The organism is Devosia sp. Micro-HW1 (assembly GCF_056341075.1).
Genome location: NZ_CP094375.1, coordinates 1690420 through 1715232, shown reverse-complemented (window position 1 = coordinate 1715232; position 24813 = coordinate 1690420). Strand labels below are relative to the sequence as shown.

The window sequence follows — 24813 nt, the reverse complement described above, 5'->3', positions numbered from 1 at the left end:
GTTCTCCGTTGAGTGGTCTATTTGCAGTTTCGCCCGGCTTTCCGGGTCGTTTCCCAACGCCATCACGCATGGTTGGCGGCGTTGAGGAATTGCTTGAGCCGGGCAGACTTGGTCGCGCCGAAGACGTCTTCGGGCGTGCCCTCCTCCTCGATCAGGCCCTGATGGAGGAAGATGACGCGGTCGGAAACGGAGCGCGCAAACTCCATGTCATGGGTGACCAGGACCATGGTGCGGCCTTCGTCAGCGAGCAGCTTGATGACGCGCAGCACTTCCACTTCCAGCTCCGGGTCGAGTGCCGACGTCGGCTCGTCAAAGAGCATGACGCGCGGATTGATGCAGAGGGCTCGCGCGATGGCGGCGCGCTGCTGCTGCCCGCCCGAGAGCTGGGCCGGATAGGCGTCGGCCTTGGACCCAATGCCGACCTTGTCAAGCATGGCGCGGGCTTCAGCCTCGACTTCGGCCTGCGCGCGCTTCTGCACCACAAGCGGCGCCTCCATGACGTTCTCAAGGATCGTCATGTGGGCCCACAGGTTGAAGGACTGGAACACCATGCCCAGTTCGGAGCGGATGCGGCGGATCTGGTTTTCATCGGCAATGCGACGGGCCGGAGAGATCCCGGACAGCGCGATGGCTTCGCCATCGATCAATACGTCGCCCTTGTCGGGCACTTCGAGCATGTTGATGCAGCGCAGCAGGGTGGACTTGCCTGAGCCGGACGAGCCGATGAGAGAGACCACCTGTCCCTCGCGCGCCGTGAAAGAAATGCCCTTCAGCACTTCCAGCGCACCGAAAGATTTGTGAATATCGCGCAGCTCTACGACCGGCGATGCCCCCGCGCTGGCGGGTTCAGCCTGCTTCATGCTCACCATTTGGCCCTTTTGGGCGCCTGCCTGACTGGCGACTGCCTTATAATCGGCTGGCAGTCTTGACCGTCTGGTAGAAAACCAGAAGCGAGTGAGATAGCAAGCGAAAAAGCGGGTTTTGCCCGGCATGGCGCGAGGTGAATGGCCGCATGTTCTTTGTGCTCTCGAAAGCGTTCTGGCTCCTGGTTCAGCCGATCAGTGTTGTCCTGCTGCTTATTCTGGCAGCGCTCCTGCTCATCATGTTCAATCGCAAGCGTCTGGCGATTGCGGCGCTGACCATGGCGTTTCTCGTGGTTGGGGTGTTTGCCTTCACCAGCATGGGCTATGTGCTGATCCAACCACTTGAGGATCGGTTCGCAGAGCCGGCGGTAGCGCCGGAGCGTGTCGGGGCAATTGTCATGCTTGGTGGCGCAACCAAGGCGCGCCCAAGCACGGCGCGGCAGACCGTGGCGCTGAATGATGCCGGCGAGAGGCTGACAACGACTTTGTGGCTGGCCCAGCGCTATCCCGATGCGCCGATCGTCCTGTCGGGTGGCGGGGCGCTGCTTTCAGACGATAGTGAGAGCGAGGCCGAGACAGCAAGGCGATTTTTTGTCGGATTGGGCGTGGACGAAAGCCGCCTCGTTCTTGAAGGGGAGTCGCGCAACACGATCGAGAATGCCCGGTTCACACGCGATCTGCTTGGCTCGGATGCGGGACCTGCCGTGCTTGTCACTTCCGCTTTCCACATGCCACGGTCGGTTGGCCTGTTCCGCGCCGAAGGTGTCGATGTCATCCCTTGGCCGACCGACTATCGCAGCACCGGTAGCCAGGGGCTCTGGTTCGACATCGCCGATCCGAATACGAACTTCGACACGGCATCGACAGCCCTGCGCGAATGGATTGGCTTGGTGGTTTATCGTCTGACGGGCCAAATCGAAGACCTGTTTCCTCAACCCCAAACGGCGCCCGCAGGCGCCGCGACCATACCGTCCCAGTAAAGGGTCAGGTCCGACGGAAGAGGCCCACGACCAGGGAAATGACCAGGAAGGCGAGGAAAAGGAAGAACAGGACCTGGGCGATACCGGCCGAAGCGCCTGCAATACCGCCAAACCCCAGAATGCCCGCGATCAGCGCGATGACCAGAAAGACGAGTGCATAGTACAGCATGGTGAACTCCATGTTTTTGAACTTGTCAGGACAACGTTTTCACGACTTCGCGAGTTCCTGAAAATAGAGAAGGGCCGGCGTTAGCCGACCCTTTCGTGATCAATGGTCCCGCAAGCTCAGGCTGCGGCGCGCGAACCTTCGTCGAAGAACAGCGCCTGGCTGATCAGGGCCTTCACCATTTCCGGGTTGAACGGCTTGGTGACAAGGAAGGTCGGCTCGGGGCGTTCGCCGGTCAGCAGACGTTCGGGAAAGGCCGTGATGAAGATCACGGGCACCGAATGGCTATTGAGAATATCGTTCACCGCATCAATGCCCGAGCTGCCATCAGCCAGCTGGATGTCAGCGAGGATCATGCGTGGCTGGGTCTGGTTGAACAGATTGATCGCTTCCTTATGAGTGCGGGCAATGCTGACGACCTTATGACCCAGGCTTTCCACCATCTGTTCGATATCCATCGCGATGAGAGGCTCATCCTCGATGATCATGATCTCGGTGGCGACCTGACGGGAAATGTCGGTGGACGCCTCTTCGAGCAAGCCGGCAAACTCGTCATCGCTGATGTCGAGAACTTCGGCGGCCTGGGCGTGAGTGAAGCCTTCTACCGCTACCAGCAGGAAGGCCTGCCGGGCGCGGGGGGCGAGATTGGCCAGATTGGCTGCCGCGCGCTGTTCCCAGGCAAAACTCGAGCTTGGCTGAGGAATGGACACTGCCGAGGACGAAAACAGTGCCGAGAAAAGTTTGTAGAGGGCGATGCGGTCGCTCGTTGCTTCTGGGAAGAGCGAGATGTCGGCGATCAGAGCCTCGAGGGTAGCGGCGACGTAAGCATCGCCCGATGTCTGCGAGCCGGTAACAGCCCGCGAAAAACGACGCAGGTAGGGCAGATGCGGAGCGATCCGCGTGGACAGTGACATTGAAGAAGACTCCCAGGTGACGCTTTATAGTTCTGAACCTCACGGGGGCGAAAACGGTTGGTTCCGATAAAAGTTCCCATAGTTTGGAACTTTTCCATCTGCGGCGAATTGTGATGGCGAACAAGCTAGCTAAACAAGACTGGTCGGTCGAATACGGATGAAGAAGGATGATCTGGTGACGCAGCAACGTGTGCGCATGCAGGCGGGGCGGGCGGATGATGGGCTCGGTCCGACGTCGGATATTGGCTCGCGTTTGCGCGCACTCTATGGGGCGGTGCAGGACGAAGGAGTGCCAACGCAACTCCTCGACCTCCTTGAAAAACTCGACAGTGCCGAAGAGGCTCAGGTCGGCAAGGCGTCTCGCCGGGACGGGGAGTGACTGCATGGCAGCCGAGGGAACCTCGTTTAAACGTGAAATGCTGGCTACTCTTCCCAGTCTGCGCGCCTTCGCGGTGTCGCTGACCGGCAAGCATGACAAGGCTGATGATCTCGTGCAGGACACGGTCATGAAAGCCTGGGCCAAGCAATCAAGCTTCGAGATGGGCACGAATATAAAGGCGTGGCTTTTTACCATCTTGCGCAATGAATTTTACAGCCAGATGCGCAAGCGCGGCCGCGAAGTGCAGGACACGGATGGTATTTTCACCGAACGTCTGGCTGTCCATCCGGCGCAATATGGATCCATGGATCTGGAGGACTTCAAGACTGCTTTGTCGAAACTGCCCGATGACCAGCGTGAAGCCATCATTCTGATCGGCGCTTCCGGCTTTTCCTACGAGGAAGCTGCATCAATCTGCGATTGCGCCGTCGGCACCATGAAGAGCCGGGTAAGCCGTGCGCGTACGCGCCTGACCGAACTGCTCAAGATCAGCGGCGAGTCTGATTACGGACCAGACGCCGTCTCTGCTCAGGTGACATCGGGCAACGGATACTGACGCCGTCGTTCCGAGACGGCATCCGCAAGTTGGTCATCCGGAATGGGCTTGATGAGAATGGGCGTGCCGGGGAGCTCCGGCACGCCGTTCATCAGCGCTATATTTGCGGTAATACCAATAACTGGGATGCCGCTCTGGGAAATCCGGCGCGCGAGTTCAAGAAGGTCTGGTCGCCCTGTTTCAAGCTCCACAATGGCGAGCCAGGCATCTGACCACTCCGCGGAATGCGCCAGGGCCTCATCGGCTCTGGTGAACGCGACGACCGTACTCGAGAACCGTGTTTCAAGAACGGTCTGGATTGACAGGGCGATAATGAATTCGGTCTCGACGACGAGAGCCGGGCGCCCGCTGTGCATATAGCCACTTTCCGTTGGTTGAACGGCTTAATGGCTCCTTTGCAACACCTCTGTCATTTAACTTTGACATGTGGAACGGGCCACAGGGGTCCGACGTTTCGGCCATGCGATCTCCCTAGCGTCAGGAAATCCGGTGAGTCTTGTCCTTCCAACTACGGGGCGTCGGGTGCCCTGCGAGCAATGCCCGTTGCGCAGCTCTCCGGCCTTCCGGGATTTTTCTGCCCAAGAGTTGAGATTCGTTTCCATCTTCAAGACGGGGGAGTTCACGGCTGAGCCCGGAACGACGATCCTGTCCGAGGGCGGGCATAGTGCTCACCTCTTCACGCTCCTTTCGGGTTGGGCGTTCCGTTACAAGATGCTTGATGATGGGCGCCGGCAGATCCTCAACTATCTTTTGCCTGGCGATCTGGTCGGGTTGCAGGGCTCGGTCATCGGCGAACTGGAACATTCAGTCGAGGCGCTCACCCCCGCAGTGCTCTGCGTGTTCCAGAGGGATCGGCTTGATGAGCTGTTCCGGGAGCACCCAAGCCTGGGCTTTGACGTGACCTGGCTTGCGTCTCGCGAAGAGCGCATGCTGGATGACCATCTGCTCAGCCTTGGCAGGCGCTCTGCGCTGGAGCGGGCAGCCTATCTGCTGGCCTTCCTGCATGAACGTGCTCTGGCAGTGGGGCTGGGCAAATCCAAAGTGCAGATCCCGCTGACCCAACAGCATGTTGCCGATACGCTCGGTCTGTCCATCGTCCACACAAACAAGACATTGCGAAAGCTGACAAATCGCGGTCTCATTCACTGGCTTGGACGCAGCTGCGAGGTGCTCGATGCCGCCGAACTGGCCCGCATTGCGGGTTGGGACGGTCCGGGCGAGCGCGTGCGGCCGCTGATCTAGGGGGCCTCAATGCTGCCACGGGTGACAGTCAAATCTGCCCAGGTGCCGGGGCCTGTCGCCGTTGCGTGTGGAGATGAGCGTCGTGACTGAGCGAGCACAAAAACTCGATGCCCTGAAGCCGGGAAGGCGCGCCACACGACGTCTGGCCGTCTGGGTGTCGCTCGGTCTGATCTGCCTGGCCGCGGTCGCCGCGCTCATGTTGATGCAGGGGATCGACCGGCAGCTCAACGACATTACCAAGACCTATGCTGTGCGCAATGCGGCACGGGAATTGACCCATGCGCTCAGCCAGGCGGAGGCGAGTCAGCGCGGATACTTGCTGACCGCCGATCCCCAGTTTCTGGCACCCTATAGGGAGGCGGTTTCGAGCCTTGACCAGCGCGTGTCCACATTGCTCGAAATGACAGCCGACGATCCCGGGCAGAGTGCGCGCGTCGCCAGCATTACCGGCAACATCACCAACAAGATGGCCGAGATGAACCGGACTGTTGAGCTGGTGACAACAGAGCGGAGCGAAGAGGCGCAGACACTCACCGAAACCGGCATGGGCGCGCGACTGATGGCAGAGGTCAGCGAGACGCTTGAGGACTTCATCGCCGAGGAAGATGCCAAACTTGCAAGCCGCAATGCCGACATCGACCAGACACGCACCGGATTGGTGGTTGCCCTTATCGCGGCGCTGACGGCGGCGGCGATTCTTGCCTATGCACTGCTCGCCCGTTCGCAAAGCCAGGTTAGCGCGCTGACCCAGCGGCATCGCGGGCTGATGACTCAAAATGAAGCGCTCGAGGCGGAGGTGGCCGAGCGCACGCGCGACATCCAGGAGGCGCGTGCTCATGCCGAGCGTGAGCGGCAGCGCGTCGAGGCCCTGTTGCAGGACACCAATCACCGGATCGGGAATTCACTGGCGACCGTGTCGTCGCTGCTGGCCCTGCAGATGATGCGCAGCAAATCCGAACAGGTCCGCTCTGCACTCGAGGCGGCACGCCTGCGGGTGCATGCCGTGGCCTCGGCCCATCGCCGCCTGCGCCTTGGCGATGATCTTGAAACGGCCAGTGCAGACGAATTCCTCTCGGCCGTGCTCGAAGACCTGGCAGAGACCCAGACCGATGGCGGGCGGGTCAATCTGCGCAGCGAGTTGGCGCCGATCGAGGTGAGTGCGCGCGATGCCACGACGCTTGGCATCCTGGTGGGTGAACTGGTCACCAATGCCCTCAAATATGCCTTTCCCGGGGATCGTCGCGGAGAGATCACAGTTGTCTTTGGACGTGACGATGCCAATGTGCCGGTCCTCGTCGTCACCGACAACGGCGTCGGGATGCCAACGATGGACGACGGGGGCGAGCCGGGATTGGGGTCGGTGATCATTCGCCAGCTTGCGGAGCAGTTTGGTGGGTCGCCCATCTATCGCACGCCCTTGGATGGCGGTACTGACGTGACCATTTCGCTACCAGAGTTGAACAAGTCTGCCGTTAGGCCTCAAGAGGACGACACAATTTGAAAATCCGGGCTATTTTCAACCGGGATGGCGGCACCCTCAGGACCATGGATCTGGATGCCTTCTGCGCCCGGGCCGTGGAGATCTTCGTTGCCGAGGGGCACACGCTTGAGTGCCGGGTCGTCGCCGGCAAGTCAGTAGAGGCCGAGTTGCGCAAGGCGGCGCATGACCCCGAGATTGAGGTCGTGTTGGCGGGCGGGGGTGATGGCACCATCTCAACTGCCGCTGCTATGGCGTTCAAGAGTGGCAAGCCCCTGGCCGTGCTGCCCGCCGGGACAATGAACCTGTTCGCGCGTGCCCTGGGCATGCCGCTCGAGCTGGAACGAGCACTCCTGGCGATTGCCCGTGGACAGGTCGAGCGCATCGACATCGCCACGGCCAATGGGCGTCCCTTCGTGCACCAGTTCGGTGTCGGTATTCACGCCCGTCTGGTGCGTATCCGCAATGGCATGATTTATCGCAGCCGGGTCGGCAAGATGATCGCAAGCCTGAGGGCCATTGTTGCCTCGGCGCTCAATCCGCCGCGCTTCGAGGTGGAACTGCATACCGAAAAGGGCGACCGCACAGTCACGGTTTCTGGTCTTGCGGTGTCCAACAATCCACTTGACGACAGCCCGGTGCCAGTGGCCGAAACGCTCGATGCGGGTAAGCTCGGTGTCTATGTCGCCCATAGCGTCAGCAGCCGGGAACTGCTCAGTCTGGTACTCGATGTGATGACTGGCCGCTGGCGGGCCAATCCTGCGGTGAGCGAGACGGAGGTGCGCGACCTGGTCTTGCGCTTTCCCCAGCGCAAACGTGGTACGCATGCTGTTGTGGATGGGGAATTGATCGATCTCGAGACGGCGGTGACCCTGCAGATTCATCCGCAGGGTCTGCCTGTCGTCATGCCGGCCAGGGACTTGCCACCGCGCGCCTAGTCGGCGCTGTCGTCATTATCGCGCAGTAGGGCAAAGGCAGCAATGGCGGCCGCCGGTAGACCGATGCGGAGCAGGGGCGACCTGACCAGCATCGGCAGCGCCGTAATGGCGGCAGTGGTAATCAGCGCGCTTGTTTCGCTGGCGCGCCGTTTCTCGGCCAGTTCGCGCTGCCGCTTGCTGTGTCCAAGAAGAGATCCGAGATATACGGCCAGCGCCAGGACGAGGAAGATACCGGCGAAGATCAGCGCGGAATAGATCGGGCCGACCACATCTGCGAGGGCGATGAAGCCGGCTGCCAAAAGGAATCCGAGGGCGATCAGCCCGAACAGGCCGATCAGCCCATACACGATGGCCGCGGATTTGGCACGGGCCGTCAGCCCCTCGACCTCCAGGCCGAGCAGGGCTGCTAGCGGGGCAATAAGACCCATGGTCAGTGCCGGGTGAGAAGGGCCAGAACAAATCCAATACCGGCCGCGGCCGCGACCGCCGTAAGCGGCTTTTCCCGGATGGTATCCTTGAGCTGCTTTTCCGCTTCGCCAGCCTGGTCCTGCGCATCGTTCAGCAGGCGTTCGCCCTGAACCTGCAGATTGCCGACCTGGGCCTTGGCGAGACTGCGGGCTTCGCTGACCTTATGACCGGTCATCTTGCCCAAGGTTTCGGTGATCGCCTTGAGGTCGGCCTGCAACTGGGCCACCTGGGCTTCCAGGGTCTGCTCTTCGACATCAGCCTTCACAGAGGAAGCCCGTGCAGCTGCGGCAGACTTGGCGGCGCTTGAACTGGCCCGGCTGCTGCCATTGCCCGACTTGCTGCGATTGGGGGCCATTTCTGGGGTGGTTGCCATTTGGACGCTCCTGTTTGGTTATCCGCACAACGCGATGAGACAGGGGAAGTTCCGACTGCCTTCGCGTACACAGTTGAGGTCCCGGCAGCGGGGGGCGCGTGCCGGGACCTTCAGGCGGACCGTGGGGGGCGACCGTCGGTCCGCAATGGGCACATTCCAAAAGGAAACCAGAGGGACCTGGCGTGCCCGGGGGAGAGTGCCTGCTAAATCCTGCCCATAAGCAGAAGGATCAGCACGATGACGAGGACAACGCCGAGAATGCCCGAGGGGAAGTAGCCAAATCCCCGCGAATATCCCCAGGTCGGCAGCGCGCCGATCAGCAGGAGAATGAGAATGATGACAAGAATGGTACCAAGAGTCATAAGCCCTCCAAGACTTTGTTCTTTAGGCGACGTCTTTTTTGATTATTCGAGGCGCCGACCGACCCGGATCGGCGCATCAGGCGACACTAGAGCAGCGCCACCAGGAGTGCGGTCGCCGTCGCCAGGATCAGCGAGGCCGGGAGCAGGGCCATGGCAATATCGGCAAAGCGCGACTGACTATCGACCTGCTCGTTCCACATGATTGCCGTGGCGCGGGCTGACTTCGCATAAGTCTTGGGCTGAGCGTGATACATCTATGCCTCCTGCGACCCGGGACCGCCGGGTCTTTCGTGGCGGTGCCATTGGGCCCGCGTGCCGAGAAAACGGAGGGAGATCGAAATTGGTTCCGCGCGCGCTATTCGACGCGGAGAACGTCGACCGACTGCTTGGTCTCGTGCGAACCATGGGTGCGCAGCACGCCGACGATGGGGGAGATGTCCGCATAGTCGCGGCCATGGCCAATGGAGATGTGGTCCGGCCCTGCAATCATGGCATTGGTGGGGTCGAATTCGACCCAGCCCACATGCTGTCCGCACCAGGCACGCACCCAGGCGTGCATGGCATCGGCGCCCTCCAGCCGTGGCTTGCCGGGTGGCGGATTGGTGCGCAGGAATCCGGATACATAGCCTGCCGGAATGCCGACGCCGCGCAGGCCGGCAATCATTACATGGGCAAAGTCCTGGCAGACGCCCTTGCGCAGGGCAAAGGCCTCGGCCGGGCGGGTTTCCACGTCAGTGGCCTTGGGATCGTATTCAAAATCGCGGTTGATCGCCATGCAGAGTGCCGTGGCGGCGCACAGCGTCGTCTGCTCCCCGGCTGTGACATCGCGCACATAGTCGGTGATGGCCGGAACGATCTGGACGCGCGGCGAGGCCGCCAGGAAATGCTGCGGGCTCGTCGGCGCAATCGACCAATACTGTGCCACTTCGCGCGCCAGCTGCGTCAGCGGGGGAGACAGGTCCGCAGGGGGCGTCAGGTCTTCTACCTGGACCCGGGCGGAGAGGCGGATGGTCAGCTTGTCGTGCGGCTCGGTCATGGTGATGGCGGTGACCGAATTACCAAAAAAATCGAGGAAGCCATTCTGCCGTGCCGGGGCGGGATCGACTGTCAGGGACGTGGCGATCACGCGCTGCACGCCGGGCACATTGGCCGGCGCCACCCTTATATGGTGGCGTCCACCATGAACGGGGGCGTCGTAGTCATATTCGAGCGCCAGGCGAATGTCGTAAAGCATGGCGCCTCAGGTGAAATAGGCTGCGGCGATGAGGCCGGACAGCATGCCGATATCGGCGGCGAGACGATCAAGCCGTTCCGGGGTGAGCGCACTGGGTGCGGTGATGACCAGATCGGTATGAATCTGCAGCGCCAGCTTGGCCGCCGGGGAGAGCTGGCCGTCATCAACGCCGCCCGGTAGCGTTTCGATCTGGTTGCGCAGTTCGGCCAGCTGGAACAGCACCGAGCGTGGATTGAGCGGATCAAGCACGAGCAGATCCACAACGCTCTGCGTGCCGGCGCTCACCGAATAGCGGCGGCGATGCGACATGACGCTGTCGCCGATTTCGAGCAGCATTTCGAGCGACCCGTCCGGGGCGTCCTTGGCGGTCAGCCAGGCCGTGGCGCGGGCCATCTGGATAGCGCGTTCGAGGCGGCGACCGAGCTCAAGGAAGCGCCAGCCGGCGAAGCGATACATGTTTTCGTGCACGAGGCCGGAAAAACCCGCCAGCTTGCGCAGCAGCACGGTCATGGCGCGGGTTGAATCGGCTCCGGCGCTGATGCGTGCAGCAAAGCGCTGGGCAGTCTTTTGCAGGTCATTGAGCGCCAGCCAGCCATCGGGCGAGAAGCGGTCGCGGATCTGTCCGGCGCTGTGCACGGCGCTGTCGATAGAGGCCAACAGGCCCTGCGGCATGGCTTCGGACGCATCGACATCGATGGTTTCGAGGAAGGCCGCCGCATGCGTGAGGATGGGTAGGTCGGATTTGGACAGCTCGGCCAGACGCGCATTATAGGCGCGCAGGATGCGAACCGTAGCTTCGCAACGCTCGGCATAGCGGCCCAGCCAGATGAGATTGTCGGCGGCGCGGCTCGGGAGGCTGCCGGGCGAATTGCGGACCAGTTTCTGGCCTTCCACCGGCAGCAGGGACACCTGCTCGACCGGCTTTGACGACATGACCCACACGTCGGCCGCGTGGCCACCGCGCTGCATGGCTAGGGCGGTCGTATCGGTGGTGGAGCCGACGCGCGCAAAGCCGCCGGGCATGATGGTCCAGCCGTTTTCCGTGCGGGCGGCATAGACACGCAGGGTAATGGGGCGCGGTTCTAGCTTGCCATCGACATAGACCGGTGCGGTGGAAAGGCGCACCGGCTCCTGGCCGACATAGAAGCCGCCCTGAGCTGCGATGCGGGATTTCAGATCAACCTTCTGCTCGTCGCTCATACTGGCTCCGAGCGCAGTGCCCCGCAGGTCGTCGAAAGGCAGCTGGTTGGAGAAGGCCGGGCCGATCATCAGGCTATCGAAATTGTCGAGCACGAATTCCTGCTCGGCGCCCTGTCCGCACCACCAGGTGGCAATCTCGGGCAGTTCGAGCCCGGTGCCGAGAAGGTGCTTGCAGAGGCGCGGCATGAAGGCGGCCAGGGCGCGGGTTTCGAGAATGCCGGTGCCCAAGGCGTTGATCATGGAGATCGAGCCGGAGCGCAGGGCCTCGACCATGCCGGGCGTTCCGATATGGCTGTCATAGCGCAGTTCGAGCGGGTCCGCGAAGCTCGCGTCAAGGCGCCGCCACAGCACGCTGACCGGCTTCAGGCCGGCCACGGTGCGGACCATGACCTGCCCGTCCTCGATCACCAGGTCTTCGCCTTCGAGCAGCATCAGCCCGAGATAGCGGGCGATATAGGCATGCTCGAAATAGGTCTCGTTGAGCTGGCCCGGTGTCAGGATGCCGACGCGGCCGCCGTCACGCCGGGCCTGTGCAAAGAGCGTGTCGCGGAAGCCGCGAAAGAAGCCGGCCAGGCGATTGATGTTGAGCCCGGAATAGATGTCCGAGAGGGCGCGGGTGGTGGCGACGCGGTTCTCCAGGGCGAAACCGGCGCCCGATGGCGCTTGCGTGCGATCGCCCAGCACCCACCAGGCACCGTCCGGCCCGCGGCCCAGTTCAAAGGCGCAGAAATGGAGGTAATGTCCGCTGACCGGATGAACGCCGACCATGGGGCGGAGGAATTCGCTGTTCTGCGCCACCAGTTCGGGTGGCAGGAGGCCTTCCTGCACCAGAGTGTTGTTGCCGTAGATATCGGCGACGATGCGTTCGAGCAGTTCGGCCCGCTGCTTGAGGCCGCTGGAAATCTGCACCCAGTCGGCTTCGTCGATCAGCAGGGGAATATGGGCCAGCGGCCAGGCGCGTTCCTTGCCCTCGGCGCCGTCATACTTTCGATAAAAGACCCCGGCATCGCGCAGATACTGGTCGGCCCGTTCGAAGCGTGCTGCAAGTTCGGTGGGGCCCAGGGCGTCGAATGCAGACATGAGCTTGTCCCAGCCCGGCCGGATGCGGCCAGACGGGTCGATCATCTCGTCCGGCACGCCGGGCAGCAGGTTGTAGTCAGCGATGATGCTGGGACCGGCCGGTGGCTTGCCGCGGGTCTGCTGATTCCGCGAAGTCATGGTTTACGTGAACCGTGGCGGACGCCTGAGGTCAAGCGTCAGCGGAAAGTCATCCGCAGGCTTTTCGGGGCGCATTGGATACGGGCCCGGCGTGTAATTGTGCGGCACGAAGCGGGCGAGCCTCCGGGCCTCAGCCTCGTTGCCATTGACCGGGAAGGTTTCATAATTGCGGCCGCCGGGATGGGCGACGTGATAGGTGCAGCCGCCAATGGCCCGACCGGTCCAGGTGTCGAAGATATCGAAGACCAGCGGCGCGTGGACCGGCATGACCGGATGCATGCCGCTGGCCGGCTGCCAGGCCTTGAAGCGAACGCCGCCGACCACCTGCCCGGCTTTGCCCGACGCGCGGAGTGGCACCGGGCGCTGGTTGCACATGACGCGATAGCGGGCGGGATTGTCAGTTTCCAGCCGGACTTCGAGCCGTTCGACCGAAGAGTCGACATAGCGCACCGTGCCGCCGATGGCGCCCTGTTCGCCCATGACGTGCCACGGCTCCAGCGCCTGATACAGTTCGAGCTTGACCCCTTCCACGCTGACCTCTCCACAGAAGGGGAAGCGGAATTCGAGCTGGGCGGTGAACCATTCGGGTTCGAAATCGAAGCCATGTTGTCTGAGGTCTTCGAGCACGCCCAGGAAATCCTGCCAGACGAAGGACGACAGCATGAAGCGATCATGGAGGGTTGTGCCCCAGCGGGTGAAGTCGCCCTGTGCCGGATTGGCCCAGTAGCGGGCGATGAGGGCGCGGACAAGCAGTTGCTGGGCCAGCGACATGCGCGCATTGGGCGGCATTTCAAAACCGCGGAATTCGACCAGGCCCAGCCGTCCGGTGGGACCGTCGGGCGAATAGAGCTTGTCGATGCAGATTTCGGCGCGGTGGGTATTGCCGGTGACGTCGACCAAAAGATTGCGGAACAGCCGGTCGGTGAGCCAAGGCAGGGGAGCGGTGCCTTCGCCCGGCGGAGGCACCTGGGCCAAGGCAATTTCGAGCTCATAGAGACTGTCATGCCGGGCCTCGTCGAGGCGCGGTGCCTGACTGGTCGGTCCGATGAACATGCCAGAGAAGAGATAGCTCATCGAGGGGTGGCGCTGCCAATGCAGCACCAGCGACTTCAACAGGTCCGGGCGCCTGAGAAAGGGGCTGTCATTGGTCGTGGCGCCGCCGACCACGACGTGGTTGCCGCCGCCTGTGCCGACATGCTTGCCGTCGATCATGAACTTGTCGGCACCCAGACGTGACTGGCGTGCCTCTTCGTAGATGGCGGTCGTGGTGGCCACACAGTCGTCCCAGTTCGATGCGGGATGAATATTGACCTCGATGACACCAGGATCGGGCGCGACGCGGATCACGTTGAGCCGCGGGTCGTGAGGTGGTGCATAACCTTCCACGTGGACCGGCTTGCCGATCTGGCGGGCGGCTGCCTCGGTCGCTTCGATGAGTTCGAGATAGTCTTCCAGCGCCGAGACTGGCGGGAGGAAAACGCAGAGGCGGCCGTCGCGCACTTCCACAGTCAAGGCCGTGCGGACATTGGAATCGATCTCGTCGAGTATCTGTTCGTTGCGGTTCTGCGTCTCGGTGCTGGCGGTGAAGCTGGCGGCGGCCTGCGGACGAATGTCGGCGACCGGCCTTTCGGCAGCTGCGATAATTGTGCCGGGCTCGGGCAAAGGCGGGCGCGGAATGCCCGGGTCCATGGGCACGATATGCGGATAGGACGTTGCGGCCAGGTGCCTGAGGCTCGACAGCGGCAGGCGATAGCCCGCGGCGCTGTCACCCGGCGCGAGATAGAGCTTGCCGCGTCGCGTCTTCCATTGCTCGGTGATCCAGCGGCGACCGGTCGCCGCCGCGTTCCAGCGCTGGATGGGCAGGACAAAGCCGGTGGGATTGGTGAGGCCCCGGCCGAACACGGTGGCGATGCGGGCGCGTTCCTCGGGATCTGAGAGTTTGGAATTGGCCGGGTCGACATTGTCAGGGAGTTTTGACTCCTTGAGGATCCATTCGCCGGGATCCTCATAGGCGGGCAGCACCGTGTCCCCGGCCAGGCCGAGATTGGCGGCGATGGCGCGGTTCAGCGCTTCGGCATCGGCAGGGCCGACATCATAGCGGGTGCCCTCCTTGGCAATGAGGCTTTCGTCCTGCCAGACCGGCTTGCCGTCGAGCCGCCAGTAGAGCGAAAAGGTCCAGCGCGGAAGGCTTTCCCCGGGATACCACTTGCCCTGGCCGTGATGCAGCATGCCTTTGGGCGCAAAGCGATTGCGCAAGCGTCGGATGAGGTCGTCGGCCAGCTTCCGTTTGGTCGGTCCGACGGCACCGGCATTCCATTCGTCGGCCTCGAAATCATCGATGGACACGAAGGTTGGTTCGCCGCCCATGGTGAGGCGAACGTCCTGTTCGTCCAGTACGGCATCGACCTTGTGGCCGAGGTCGTTGAGACGTTGCCAGCTTTCGTCGGAGAATGGTTTGGTGATCCGCGGATGTTCGGCAACGCGTGTCACGCTCATGTCGAAGGCAAAATCGACTTCGGCATAGGAGGCAAAGCCCGAGATCGGTGCGGCGTTGCGATAGTGCGGGGTGGCGGCAAGCGGTACGTGGCTTTCGCCGGTGAGCAGGCCCGATGTCGGGTCGAGCCCGATCCAGCCGGCGCCGGGCAGATAGACTTCGCACCAGGCATGGAGGTCGGTGAAATCGTGGTCCGTGCCTGCGGGTCCGTCGAGCGACACCAAGTCCGGCTTCAACTGGATCAGGTAGCCCGAGACAAAGCGCGCAGCAAAACCTAGATGCCGCAGGATGTTGACCAGCAGCCAGCTCGAGTCGCGGCACGAACCCTTGCCGTTGCCGAGCGTCTCCTCCGGCGACCAGACGCCCGGCTCCATGCGCACGATATAGCTGATGGCCTGCTGCAGGCGGGCATTGATCTCGGTAACGAAGGTCACGGTATTCCGCGGGTTTTTGTCGAGCCCGTCGAGGAAGTTCTGCAGCAGCGGCCCGATCGGTTCCGGCTGACGATAGATCGAGAGGTCTGTGCGCAGATCCTCGGGATAGTCGAACGGCCAGGTTTCGGCGCTCTCTTCGACGAAGAAATCGAAGGGATTGTAGACCGTCATGTCGGCGACGAGATCGACTTCGATCTTGAGCTCGGTCACCGGCTCTGGAAATACGAAGCGGGTGAGAAAGTTGCCATAGGGGTCCTGCTGCACGTTGACGAAGTGCAACTCCGGGGTGACCCGCAGGGAATGGCTCAGGACTTTTGTGCGCGAATGGGGCGCGGGCTGCAGGCGGATGATCTGCGGTTGCAGGACGACCGGGCGATCATATTTGTAGTGGGTCAGATGATAGATGGCGGCTTTGATCGACATGCAGCTTTGTCGCTCGTTTCTAGGCCACAGAATTAGACTTCCCGATAAAGAGCTTAGCGGGGAATGCGGGACTTGAACAGGCGCTAGAAAGGACCAAGGCAGGCTGGAGGCGCCGCCTTCGTCCCTTGCTTGCAAGTGGATCGGAAGTCAGTTAGCGGCCTATTGGTCTTGCCGGTTGGTCCGCCATGCTGGACAGGGCGTTGCGAATGTCGCGTTCGGTGTCTTTCAGGTGCAGGCGCATGGCCTCTCCGGCTGCGCGGGCATTGCCGGCGCGGATAGCCTCGAGAATGCGCTGATGCCATTCGATCGTATCCAACAGCGTGTGTCCGCGATTGGCATGACCTCGCCGGCTGATCTGGATGCCCTGGCGCAGTGGTACAGCCATGGCCTCGAACAAATAGCCGAGTATGCGGTTGCCGCTGGCAAGGGCTACCGCTTCGTGAAAGCCGACGTCGAAGTCATGGAAGCGCCGATCGGCGGCCGGGTCATCGGCCATTGCGGCCTCGGCGTTGTCGCGCATGCCCTGAAGCGCGCTTTCTATTGCGGCGATGCCGGCCCGGTTGGCGCGCTTTGCGGCCAGGGTCGCGCTCTGCACCTCAAGGGACAGGCGCACCTCGACGAGGTCGAATAGACCCTTGGAATCGTTGTGCAATATTGATGTCAGAAAATCGGCGAACGCGGCCCCATCGGGTTCCCTGACGACAGCGCGTTTGCCCTTTGCCAGCTCGAGCAGGCCGCGCCCAGCCAGAAGCTTGACCGCCTCGCGGATCGTGAGGCGGCTGACCGCAAACCGTTCGGCCAGTTCCGCTTCACTGGGCAGGCTGGCACCAGGCATGAGCTCGGTGAGGATTTCATTGGCCAGATTGTCGGCGACGGCATTGGCGGCGCTCGGGTGATCGGGCCGGGATTCTCCGGTCAAAATAGTTCAGTCTCCCCAAAGGTATCAGATACCTTTGAACCGTTGTGGCCTATTCGTTGGCCAGTTGCAACGGCTCCTCCCTCAATTGGTGACACCTTAGCCATGCCTGAACTGTGCAGCAAGCGGGCGTCTTATTTTATTGCAAGAGTCGAAAAATATTGGGGCAAATCGAATCCTGGCTTTACAGTCCTGTCTGATTATCCTAGCGTCCCGGCCCATGGGCTTGGGAGAGTCCATGGCGACATTCCGTCGTCCGTGCCGGAGGACTTCATGCAGATCCGTGCGGCGATGCCCTGGGGCGTCGACCCGACCAGATGCGGTGTAGGCGGCAAACGCAGCTGTGCCTGAGCGGGCGCAGCTGAGGGTGCCGAGCTGTTGAGGCTGCCTGATTTTTCCAGACCCAAAAGACTGAAAAACAACCAATCTCGAATATTTTTAGGGAGTCGAGACGTGAAGGTTCTCAAATCAATCGCGACGCTGGTCGCTACCGGTGCGCTGCTCGCCACCGCCGCCACCAGCGCTTTCGCCCAGGACAAGGGCCAGATCGGTATCGCCATGCCGACCCAGTCGTCGCTGCGCTGGATCTCTGACGGCAATGAGCTGAAGGCTGCACTGGAAGGCATGGGCTACACCGTCGACCTGCAGTTTGCTGAAGACGACATTCCGAACCAGCTTGCCCAGATCGAAAACATGGTCACCAAGGGCGTCAAGGCTCTGGTGGTCGCTTCGATCGACGGCACCACTCTTTCGGCCGTGCTGCAGCAGGCCGCCGATCAGGGCGTCAAGGTCATCGCCTATGACCGTCTGATCCGTGAATCGGGCAATGTCGACTACTACACCACCTTCGACAACTTCCAGGTGGGCGTGCTCCAGGCCAACAGCCTGGTCAAGGGCCTCGAAGAACGCTTTGGCGATCAGAAGCCGTGGAATGTCGAACTGTTCGGCGGTTCGCCGGACGACAACAATGCCTTCTTCTTCTACGACGGCGCCATGGCTGTCCTCGACCCGATGATCGCGGCTGGTGACATTGTCATCAAGTCGGGCCAGCAGGGCATGGAGCAGGTCGGTACCCTGCGTTGGGACGGTGCTGTTGCTCAGGCTCGCATGGACAATATCCTGTCGGCCAACTACTCGGACGGCAGCCGCGTCCACGGCGTGCTGGCTCCCTATGACGGCCTGTCGCGCGGCATCATCTCGTCGCTCCGCGGCGTTGGCTACGGTTCGGGCGACCTCTCCTGGCCGATCATCACCGGCCAGGACGCTGAAGTCCCGTCCGTGAAGGCGATCATCGCCGGCGAACAGTACTCGACCATCTTCAAGGACACCCGCGAACTGGCCCAGTACACCGCCCAGCTGATCGACACCGTGCTTTCGGGCAACGAGCCGACCGGCCTCGACACCACCACCTATGACAATGGCGTCAAGGTTGTTCCCTCGATCCTGCTGACCCCGTACGAAGTCGACGCGACCAACTACGAAGAACGCGTGATTGCTTCGGGCTACATCAAGGCCGAAGAACTGCAGTAAGTTGCAGACATCAGAAATGGGGCCTCGCGGTAACGCGGGGCCCTTACGGATTTCTGGGCTCTTGGGTCCGGCGCAGTCGCAATTGCGGTCTGGTTCCGGATGTCACCCTTTCCCTCGGATCGAGTCCGAGGGCAAACGGGCCCATCGCGAGATCTCAAGCTGGGCTCCGGCTTTCGCCGGAGTGACAATCGAGTGTGGGAGGTCATCCAGTGATGCCTCGGACACTCACCAGATGCAGGGCCTATAATGACCAAGACCATTCTGGAGATGCGCAGCATCACCAAGACCTTCCCAGGCGTGAAAGCGCTGTCCGACGTTAATCTGGACGTGCGGGAAGGCGAAATTCACGCCATCTGCGGCGAGAACGGCGCTGGCAAGTCCACCCTGATGAAGGTGTTGAGCGGGGTTTACCCCTCCGGCACCTATGATGGCCAGATCATCTACCAGGGCGAGGAACAGCACTTCAAATCCATCCGCGACAGCGAGCACAAGGGCATCGTCATTATCCATCAGGAGTTGGCCCTGGTGCCGCTGCTCTCGATTGCCGAAAACATCTTCCTCGGCAACGAGCAGGCCCGGAACGGCGTGATCGACTGGGACGAGACCCGCGATGGCGCGCGCAAGCTGCTCAACATGGTGGGTCTGAACGAGGATCCCGATACGCTGATCACCAATATCGGCGTGGGCAAGCAGCAGCTGGTGGAAATCGCCAAGGCACTCAGCAAGCAGGTGCAGTTGCTTATTCTTGACGAGCCAACCGCGTCGCTGTCCGAAAAGGATAGCCAGGCGCTGCTCGAGCTGCTGCTTGAATTCAAGAAGCAGGGCATTACCTCGATCATCATCAGCCACAAGCTAAACGAGATTTCCCGCATTGCCGACCGCGTCACGGTGATCCGCGACGGCAAGACCATCGAGACGATGGATACCGACCAGATCACGGAAGATCGCATCATCACGTCGATGGTGGGTCGTTCGCTCGATGATCGCTATCCGCCGCGCGAGGCCAAGGCACCGGGCGAGGTGGTGCTGGAAATCCGGAACTGGAACGTTTTCCATCCGCAGCACCGAGACCGCCAGGTGATCCGCGACGTGAACATCAGCCTGCGCAAAGGGGAGGTGGTGGGCATCGCTGGCCTCATGGGCTCGGGCCGCACCGAGTTTGCCATGAGCCTCTTCGGCAAGTCGTGGGGCCAGAAGATCACGGGCGAAGTGCATAAACACGGCCAGAAGATCGATACGTCAACCGTCGACAAGGCCATCGCCAATGGCATTGCCTATGCCACGGAAGACCGCAAGACCTTCGGGCTCAACCTCATCGACCACATCAAGCACAATATCACCCTGGCCAACTTGGCTGGCGTATCCAAGGTGGGCGTGATCGACGACCTGGCAGAGCTCGATGCGGCCAATGATTACCGCAAGAAGACCAATATCCGCTCGTCCAGTGTCTATCAGGTGGTCGGCAATCTCTCGGGTGGCAACCAGCAGAAGGTCGTACTCTCCAAGTGGCTGTTCGCCAATCCGGATGTGCTGATCCTGGACGAACCCACGCGCGGCATCGACGTCGGCGCCAAGTACGAAATCTACACGATCATCAATCAGCTCGCCGCGCAGGGGAAATCGATCCTCGTCATCTCCTCGGAAATGCCCGAGCTGCTCGGCATCACAGATCGTCTCTATGTAATGAATGAAGGCCGCATCGTGGGCGAAATGCCCACCAGCGAGGCGAGCCAGGAAAAGATCATGCGCTCCATTGTGCGCGCTGAAGGAAAAGCATCATGACCACCGAAACTGCACCGACCGGCCCGTCCGCCAAGCCGGCCCAGTCCCATGAACTGACCTTTGCCGGCGCCCTGAAGGCCAATATGCGTGACTATGGCCTGCTGCTAGCCCTGGTCCTCATCATGCTGTTCTTCCAGTATTTCACCAATGGCGTGCTGTTCAAGCCGGTGAACCTGACCAACATCATCCTGCAGAATAGCTACATCATCGTGATGGCGCTGGGCATGTTGCTGGTGATCGTGGCGGGCCATATCGACCTTTCGGTCGGCTCGGTCTCGGGCTTTGTCGGCGCCCTGGCAGCCATGCTGATGGTGGGCTGGAAGTTTCCGCCGGAGCTGGCATTTCTCGCCAATCCGGTTGTGGCCGGGGCCATCTGTCTGCTGGCCGGCGCAGCGATCGGCGCGGCACAGGGCTATATCATCGCCTATCACCGCGTTCCGGCCTTCATCGTGACGCTCGCGGGCATGCTGATCTTCAAGGGCCTTTCGCTGGCCATTCTCGCGGGCAAGTCGGTGGGCCCGTTCCCGGCCGAATTCCAGATGCTTTCTGCCGGCTTCATCCCCGATGTCATCGGACCGACCACCTTGCCATGGCTTGCCGAGAACGGGCAGAACGTGGTGCTGCATACGACGACGATGGTGATCGCCATCCTCGGCATCGTCGGCATGGTGTTCTTCTCGATCCGCACCCGCGCCCGCCGCAAGGCCCGCGGCTATGATGTCGAGCCGTTCAGCCTGTTCGTGATCAAGAATCTGGTGATCAGCGCGCTGGTACTGTTCTTCGCCTATATGCTCGCTTCCTATCGCGGCCTGCCGAACGTGCTGGTGGTGATGGGCGTGCTGATCGCCTTCTTCGTCTTCCTGACCAAGCGCCTGACCTTCGGTCGCCGTATTTATGCACTGGGCGGCAATCTCAAGGCGGCGGCGCTCTCGGGCGTTAAGACCGAACGCACCACTTTCTATATCTTCGCCATCATGGGTGCGCTGGCCGCTCTCGCCGGCATGATCTACGCGGCCCGCCTCAACTCGGCAACGCCGAAGGCTGGCCAGGGCCTCGAGCTCGACGTGATCGCGGCCGTGTTCATCGGCGGCGCTTCGGCGCTGGGCGGCGTGGGTCAGGTGGCCGGCGCTGTCATCGGCGCCTTCATCATGGGTGTGATGAACAACGGCATGTCGATCATGGGCGTAAACATCGACTGGCAGCAGATGATCAAGGGCGTGGTGCTGCTCGCAGCTGTGTTCTTCGACCTCTACAACAAGAACCGCTCGGCCTGATTTTTCCGGGCACAGAGCTGGGGCCGCCGGAGCGATCCGGCGGCCCCCTTTTTTGCTCGCGGTCAGCCGCGGAGCGGACTGACCACCTGTGTCCTCCCGCCATGGAGGAACACGGCGTGGTTAAACTGAGCCAGGTCGAGGGGATTGGGCAGGCGTATGTCGGCGAGACCGGGCAGGGTTTCGGTAGAGGCATCAAAGCTGCGATCGATCTGGCAAATAAAGGCGATCACGTGACCGTTGCAGTGCGCAAAGGTGGCAAGGGCGTCGACTTGTTCCTCAAGGGGCGGATCGGTCCGCTTCTGGTCGAGCAGTTGCAGATAGTCTATCGCGATGAAGGTTTCACGCGGAGCCATGGCCAGACTCGCGATGATGTGGCCTGAGGAGATGGCGTCGGAACAATCCACGCCAAGATCAGGCGCGTAGCGGGTCAGCTCGGCTGGCATCGCAGCAAGTTGCGCAGCGACATCGGCAGGCGTGTAGTCGAGAGAGAAGAAATGCGCCGCGTGTCCGGTCGCGATGGCGGCCAAAGCGAGTCGCATGGCGAACCGTGTCTTGCCCTGCAACGGCCGCGCAGCGATCAGGACGAGTCCGCCGGGCTTGAACGAGGCGTAGAGATGGTGCGGGTCGCTGGCCGCTTCGGCATGCCGGGAGGCGAGCAGGCTCCAGCTCGCGAACCCTTCCCCGGCGGCTACTTTGTCGAGGGCAGAATGGAGGGGAATGGCCGTGGCTCGGGCGTGGTCGCGCGCGGTCCGTTTGAGTCGGTGGATGGGGGCGGAAAGCCGCATTGTTGCTCCAGTCGTTGCTGGCTCGGGCAATCCCTCCTTTTGCCGTCGCACGACGGGGCTGATGGTTCATTTCGGCAATCCGGCAGGTCAGCTGCTTTCCCGGCGGAGGGGGGAGGCGTGGATTGCGCCCAGGCTAATGCTAGCCGATTCCCAGTACCAGAAGCGAGCGGGTTGACGACGGCCTGATAATGTAACTAATGAAGTTACATATAGAGATGGAGTTCTTCGCCATGCCTTCTGTCGAACCTATCAACGCCTATGCCGAGAGTGCCTTCAAGCAGGTGCCCGGCCTGGGTGGACTGCATCGCATGATCGAATTGCTGCTGGCCGAGCGTGTGCCCGAAACGGGACGGGTGCTGGTGCTGGGGGCCGGTGGCGGTGTCGAATTGCGCAACCTTGCGGCCACGCATGCGGGGTGGCGCCTCGACGGAGTTGACCCATCTGAAAGCATGCTGGAGTCGGCGCGGGCGGCGACGGCGGAATATTACGACAGGGTTGCCCTCCAAGAGGGCACGATCATCGACGCGCCGGAGGGACCATTCGATGGGGCAACCTCGTTGCTCGTCTTCCACTTCATCCCCCTGGCGGAGCGGCTCGATACGCTAAGGGGATTGCATCGTCGCCTCACGCTCGGCGCGCCGCTGGTGCTGGCGCATATGAGCTTTCCGCAGGATCAGTCCGGTCGCGAAATCTGGATGAAGCGGCATGCGGCCTTTGCCGTTTCCAACGGTATCGACCCAGCGCATGCCGAAAGCGGGCGGCAGGCCATGCTGGAACGGTTGCACCTGCTCGCGCCCGAGGCGGAAGAAGCCATGCTGGCCGAAGCCGGGTTCAGGGATGTCAGCCTGTTTTTTGCCGGGTTCGATTTTCGCGGCTGGGTGGCTACGGCCTAGTCAGCTCTCGATCTCGGCGTCCTTGTGAGCGCCCCATTCCGCCCAGGAGCCGTCATAGACGGCGACATCCCGGGCACCAGCCTGCTCAAGGGCCATCGCGAGGGTGACGGCGGTAATGCCGGAGCCGCAGGTGGTGATGACGGGCTTGCCGAGGTCGATGCCGCGATCGGCAAAGATGTGCCGCAAATCTTCAGGCGATTTCAGTTTGCCATTGTCGCTGAGAAGACCCACAGGCACGTTGAAGCTGCCGGGAATGTGGCCGGACTTGAGACCGGCGCGAGGCTCGGCCACTTCGCCATGGAAGCGGGGTGCGGGGCGCGCGTCGACCACCTGAGCGGCTTGACTGAGCAAATTGGCGCGCACGGCCGCGAAATCAACGGCGGCGGCAGGATCGAAACTGGTCTCGAAGGGCACCTTGCCGCGGGTGACCAGACCCGTTTCAACCGGCCGCTTTTCGGCGCGCCATTTCGGTCCGCCGCCTTCGAGCATGACGACTTTACGGGCGCCGAAGGTGCGAAAGGTCCACCAGGCGCGCGGAGCGCTGAAGAGGCCAATTTCGTCATAAACGACGATTGTCTGGCTTTCGGAAATGCCGAGCGCACCGACGGCACGGGCAAAATCGGCCGGGGCCGGCAGCATGTGCGGCAGGTCGGTGGTGGTATCGGCAATGCCGTCAATGTCGAAGAAGACTGCCCCGGGGATATGTCCGGCGAGGTATTCCGCCTGGGCGTTCCGGGCGGCATTGGGCATGTGCCAACTGGCGTCGACCACAACGACATCGGGATCACCGAGGTGAGCGGCCAGCCAGTCGGTCGAAACGAATGGATTGTCCAAGGCACGACTCCCTGCTTGTCCGGGGAGAATGGGCTGGAGCCGGAGCGGGGTCAAACCACAATTGACGATGGCGGCACGCCTTGAACGATCAGGCGCCGAGGGTGAGAACGTCGCGCGACGCCAGATGCAGGGTGACGCCATCACCGCGCTGAGGCGGGACGACATTGGCGTTGAATGTGTCGATGCTGAGGAGAGAGCCGTCGACATCGACCTTGAGGCGCAGAACCGAGCCCATGAAGCCAATATCTGAGACAGTGCCGCTGAGCGCCGTGTCGGTTTCGGGGCGCGGCGCCAGCGAGATCAGTTCGGGGCGGATGGCGCGGTCGGGGCCGAAGGTGGCAGCCGGCAAGGCGTTGAGATGGCCCACAAAGGTTGCGGCAAAGCGGGTAGCTGGCTTGTTGTAGATTTCGTGCGGCGTGCCGAGCTGTTCGATATGGCCCGCATTCATCACCACGATGCGATCGGAAATGGATAGGGCCTCTTCTTGGTCATGCGTCACGAAGACCGTGGTGATGCCCAGCTCGCGCTGGATCGACCGGATTTCTTCTCGCAGGGAGATGCGAATTTTTGCGTCGAGCGCCGAGAGCGGTTCGTCGAGCAGGAGCAGGCGCGGGCGCGGGGCAATGGCGCGGGCGAGGGCAACACGCTGCTGCTGGCCGCCTGACATTTCGTAGGGGAAGCGCTTCCCATAGCCGGGCAGGCCGATGAGATTGAGCATGTCCTCGACACGAGCGCGGCGCTCTTCGCGCGGCACACCGGCCACCTTGAGGCCGAAGGCGATGTTGTCGCCCACTGTGAGATTGGGGAAGAGCGCGTAGGCCTGAAAGACCATGCCAAGCTGGCGCTGGTTAGGCTTCAGGCCGGAGATTTCCTTGCCATCGACATGGATGGTGCCGCCGCTGGAAATCTCAAAGCCGGCGATCATCCTGAGGATCGTGGTCTTGCCGCAGCCCGAGGGGCCGAGCAGCGAGATGAACTCGCCCTTGGCAAAGCCGAAGCTGACGCCCTTGACCACCTGATTGCTGCCATAGGCCTTGGAGAGGTTGTCGACGCGAAGGAAGTGCTGGTCGCTCATGAT

The 24813-nt window shown here is 62.0% G+C and carries 25 protein-coding genes; 10 read left to right on the top strand and 15 right to left on the bottom strand.

The window, feature by feature from the left end; all coding sequences use genetic code 11:
• Positions 1-62: 62 nt before the first annotated feature.
• Complete coding sequence (locus MQW79_RS08195) at positions 63-860, bottom strand: ABC transporter ATP-binding protein (RefSeq protein WP_476588204.1); 798 nt, start codon at positions 858-860, stop codon at positions 63-65.
• A gap of 152 nt (positions 861-1012) precedes the next feature.
• On the opposite strand from MQW79_RS08195, the gene MQW79_RS08190 reads away from it, so the two are divergent.
• Complete coding sequence (locus MQW79_RS08190; RefSeq protein WP_476587916.1) at positions 1013-1843, top strand: YdcF family protein; 831 nt, start codon at positions 1013-1015, stop codon at positions 1841-1843.
• Between the two features lie 4 nt (positions 1844-1847).
• Here MQW79_RS08190 and MQW79_RS08185 read toward each other — a convergent pair whose 3' ends face one another.
• The gene (locus MQW79_RS08185; protein ID WP_198874502.1) at positions 1848-2012 is read right to left on the bottom strand and encodes a DUF1328 domain-containing protein; all 165 of its coding nucleotides are present in this window, start codon (positions 2010-2012) and stop codon (positions 1848-1850) included.
• A 116-nt stretch (positions 2013-2128) separates the two neighbouring features.
• Positions 2129-2923, bottom strand: coding sequence for a response regulator (locus MQW79_RS08180; RefSeq protein ID WP_476587915.1), 795 nt, complete (start codon positions 2921-2923; stop codon positions 2129-2131).
• Positions 2924-3098: 175 nt separating this feature from the next.
• Between MQW79_RS08180 and MQW79_RS08175 the strand changes: the two genes are divergently transcribed.
• Positions 3099-3302 (top strand): NepR family anti-sigma factor, encoded by a 204-nt coding sequence (locus MQW79_RS08175; protein ID WP_476587914.1) that lies wholly within the window; start codon positions 3099-3101, stop codon positions 3300-3302.
• 4 nt (positions 3303-3306) lie between these two features.
• Positions 3307-3858, top strand: coding sequence for an RNA polymerase sigma factor (locus MQW79_RS08170; RefSeq protein WP_476587912.1), 552 nt, complete (start codon positions 3307-3309; stop codon positions 3856-3858).
• On the opposite strand, the gene MQW79_RS08165 is transcribed toward MQW79_RS08170, so the two are convergent.
• Entirely contained in the window at positions 3831-4214 is a 384-nt protein-coding gene (locus tag MQW79_RS08165) for a hypothetical protein (RefSeq protein WP_476587911.1), read from the bottom strand. The genes MQW79_RS08170 and MQW79_RS08165 overlap by 28 nt on opposite strands.
• A gap of 133 nt (positions 4215-4347) precedes the next feature.
• Between MQW79_RS08165 and MQW79_RS08160 the strand changes: the two genes are divergently transcribed.
• The 3 genes from MQW79_RS08160 (at position 4348) to MQW79_RS08150 (ending at position 7515) form a co-directional block, all read left to right on the top strand.
• Complete coding sequence (locus MQW79_RS08160; protein WP_476587909.1) at positions 4348-5100, top strand: Crp/Fnr family transcriptional regulator; 753 nt, start codon at positions 4348-4350, stop codon at positions 5098-5100.
• 82 nt (positions 5101-5182) lie between these two features.
• Entirely contained in the window at positions 5183-6601 is a 1419-nt protein-coding gene (locus MQW79_RS08155; protein ID WP_476587907.1) for a sensor histidine kinase, read from the top strand.
• Positions 6598-7515 carry a diacylglycerol/lipid kinase family protein gene (locus MQW79_RS08150; RefSeq protein WP_476587905.1) on the top strand — a complete coding sequence of 306 codons (918 nt, stop codon included), beginning with the start codon at positions 6598-6600 and terminating at the stop codon, positions 7513-7515. The genes MQW79_RS08155 and MQW79_RS08150 overlap by 4 nt, the downstream gene beginning before the upstream one ends.
• Here the strand turns inward: MQW79_RS08150 and MQW79_RS08145 are convergent.
• The 8 genes from MQW79_RS08145 to MQW79_RS08110 all read right to left on the bottom strand — a co-directional run bounded on the left by MQW79_RS08145 (position 7512) and on the right by MQW79_RS08110 (position 16640).
• A complete protein-coding gene (locus MQW79_RS08145; RefSeq protein ID WP_476587904.1) occupies positions 7512-7943 on the bottom strand; it encodes a phage holin family protein in 432 nt (143 codons plus the stop codon). The two genes, MQW79_RS08150 and MQW79_RS08145, sit on opposite strands and share 4 nt — an antisense overlap.
• Positions 7944-7945: 2 nt before the next feature.
• Positions 7946-8356, bottom strand: coding sequence for an ElaB/YgaM/YqjD family protein (locus MQW79_RS08140; protein WP_476587903.1), 411 nt, complete (start codon positions 8354-8356; stop codon positions 7946-7948).
• Positions 8357-8559: 203 nt separating this feature from the next.
• Entirely contained in the window at positions 8560-8718 is a 159-nt protein-coding gene (locus MQW79_RS08135; RefSeq protein WP_476587902.1) for a DUF3309 family protein, read from the bottom strand.
• Between the two features lie 86 nt (positions 8719-8804).
• On the bottom strand, positions 8805-8972 hold the full coding sequence (locus tag MQW79_RS08130; RefSeq protein WP_476587900.1) for a hypothetical protein: 168 nt from the start codon (positions 8970-8972) through the stop codon (positions 8805-8807).
• Between the two features lie 101 nt (positions 8973-9073).
• Entirely contained in the window at positions 9074-9952 is an 879-nt protein-coding gene (locus MQW79_RS08125) for a transglutaminase family protein (protein WP_476587899.1), read from the bottom strand.
• Between the two features lie 6 nt (positions 9953-9958).
• The gene (locus MQW79_RS08120) at positions 9959-12370 is read right to left on the bottom strand and encodes a circularly permuted type 2 ATP-grasp protein (RefSeq protein ID WP_476587898.1); all 2412 of its coding nucleotides are present in this window, start codon (positions 12368-12370) and stop codon (positions 9959-9961) included.
• A gap of 3 nt (positions 12371-12373) precedes the next feature.
• Entirely contained in the window at positions 12374-15721 is a 3348-nt protein-coding gene (locus MQW79_RS08115) for a transglutaminase family protein (RefSeq protein ID WP_476587897.1), read from the bottom strand.
• Positions 15722-15872: 151 nt separating this feature from the next.
• On the bottom strand, positions 15873-16640 hold the full coding sequence (locus tag MQW79_RS08110) for a FadR/GntR family transcriptional regulator (RefSeq protein WP_476587896.1): 768 nt from the start codon (positions 16638-16640) through the stop codon (positions 15873-15875).
• Positions 16641-17090: 450 nt separating this feature from the next.
• On the opposite strand from MQW79_RS08110, the gene chvE reads away from it, so the two are divergent.
• From chvE to mmsB, 3 genes are all read left to right on the top strand, one after another.
• A complete protein-coding gene (gene chvE / locus MQW79_RS08105; protein WP_476587895.1) occupies positions 17091-18167 on the top strand; it encodes a multiple monosaccharide ABC transporter substrate-binding protein in 1077 nt (358 codons plus the stop codon).
• A gap of 246 nt (positions 18168-18413) precedes the next feature.
• Positions 18414-19949 (top strand): multiple monosaccharide ABC transporter ATP-binding protein, encoded by a 1536-nt coding sequence (mmsA, locus tag MQW79_RS08100; protein ID WP_476587893.1) that lies wholly within the window; start codon positions 18414-18416, stop codon positions 19947-19949.
• Entirely contained in the window at positions 19946-21223 is a 1278-nt protein-coding gene (gene mmsB, locus MQW79_RS08095; RefSeq protein ID WP_476587892.1) for a multiple monosaccharide ABC transporter permease, read from the top strand. Before mmsA ends, mmsB begins: the two co-directional genes overlap by 4 nt.
• A 62-nt stretch (positions 21224-21285) precedes the next feature.
• Here mmsB and MQW79_RS08090 read toward each other — a convergent pair whose 3' ends face one another.
• Positions 21286-22008: a DNA helicase gene (locus MQW79_RS08090; RefSeq protein ID WP_476587891.1), complete on the bottom strand. Its 723-nt coding sequence runs from the start codon at positions 22006-22008 to the stop codon at positions 21286-21288.
• Positions 22009-22238: 230 nt separating this feature from the next.
• Here MQW79_RS08090 and MQW79_RS08085 point away from each other — a divergent pair, with 230 nt between their 5' ends.
• On the top strand, positions 22239-22901 hold the full coding sequence (locus MQW79_RS08085; protein ID WP_476587890.1) for a class I SAM-dependent methyltransferase: 663 nt from the start codon (positions 22239-22241) through the stop codon (positions 22899-22901).
• Here MQW79_RS08085 and sseA read toward each other — a convergent pair whose 3' ends face one another.
• Both sseA and MQW79_RS08075 read right to left on the bottom strand, forming a co-directional pair.
• Positions 22902-23735, bottom strand: a complete 834-nt coding sequence (sseA, locus tag MQW79_RS08080) for a 3-mercaptopyruvate sulfurtransferase (RefSeq protein WP_476587889.1) — start codon at positions 23733-23735, stop codon at positions 22902-22904.
• An 88-nt stretch (positions 23736-23823) separates the two neighbouring features.
• On the bottom strand, positions 23824-24810 hold the full coding sequence (locus MQW79_RS08075; RefSeq protein WP_476587887.1) for an ABC transporter ATP-binding protein: 987 nt from the start codon (positions 24808-24810) through the stop codon (positions 23824-23826).
• Positions 24811-24813: the final 3 nt, after the last annotated feature.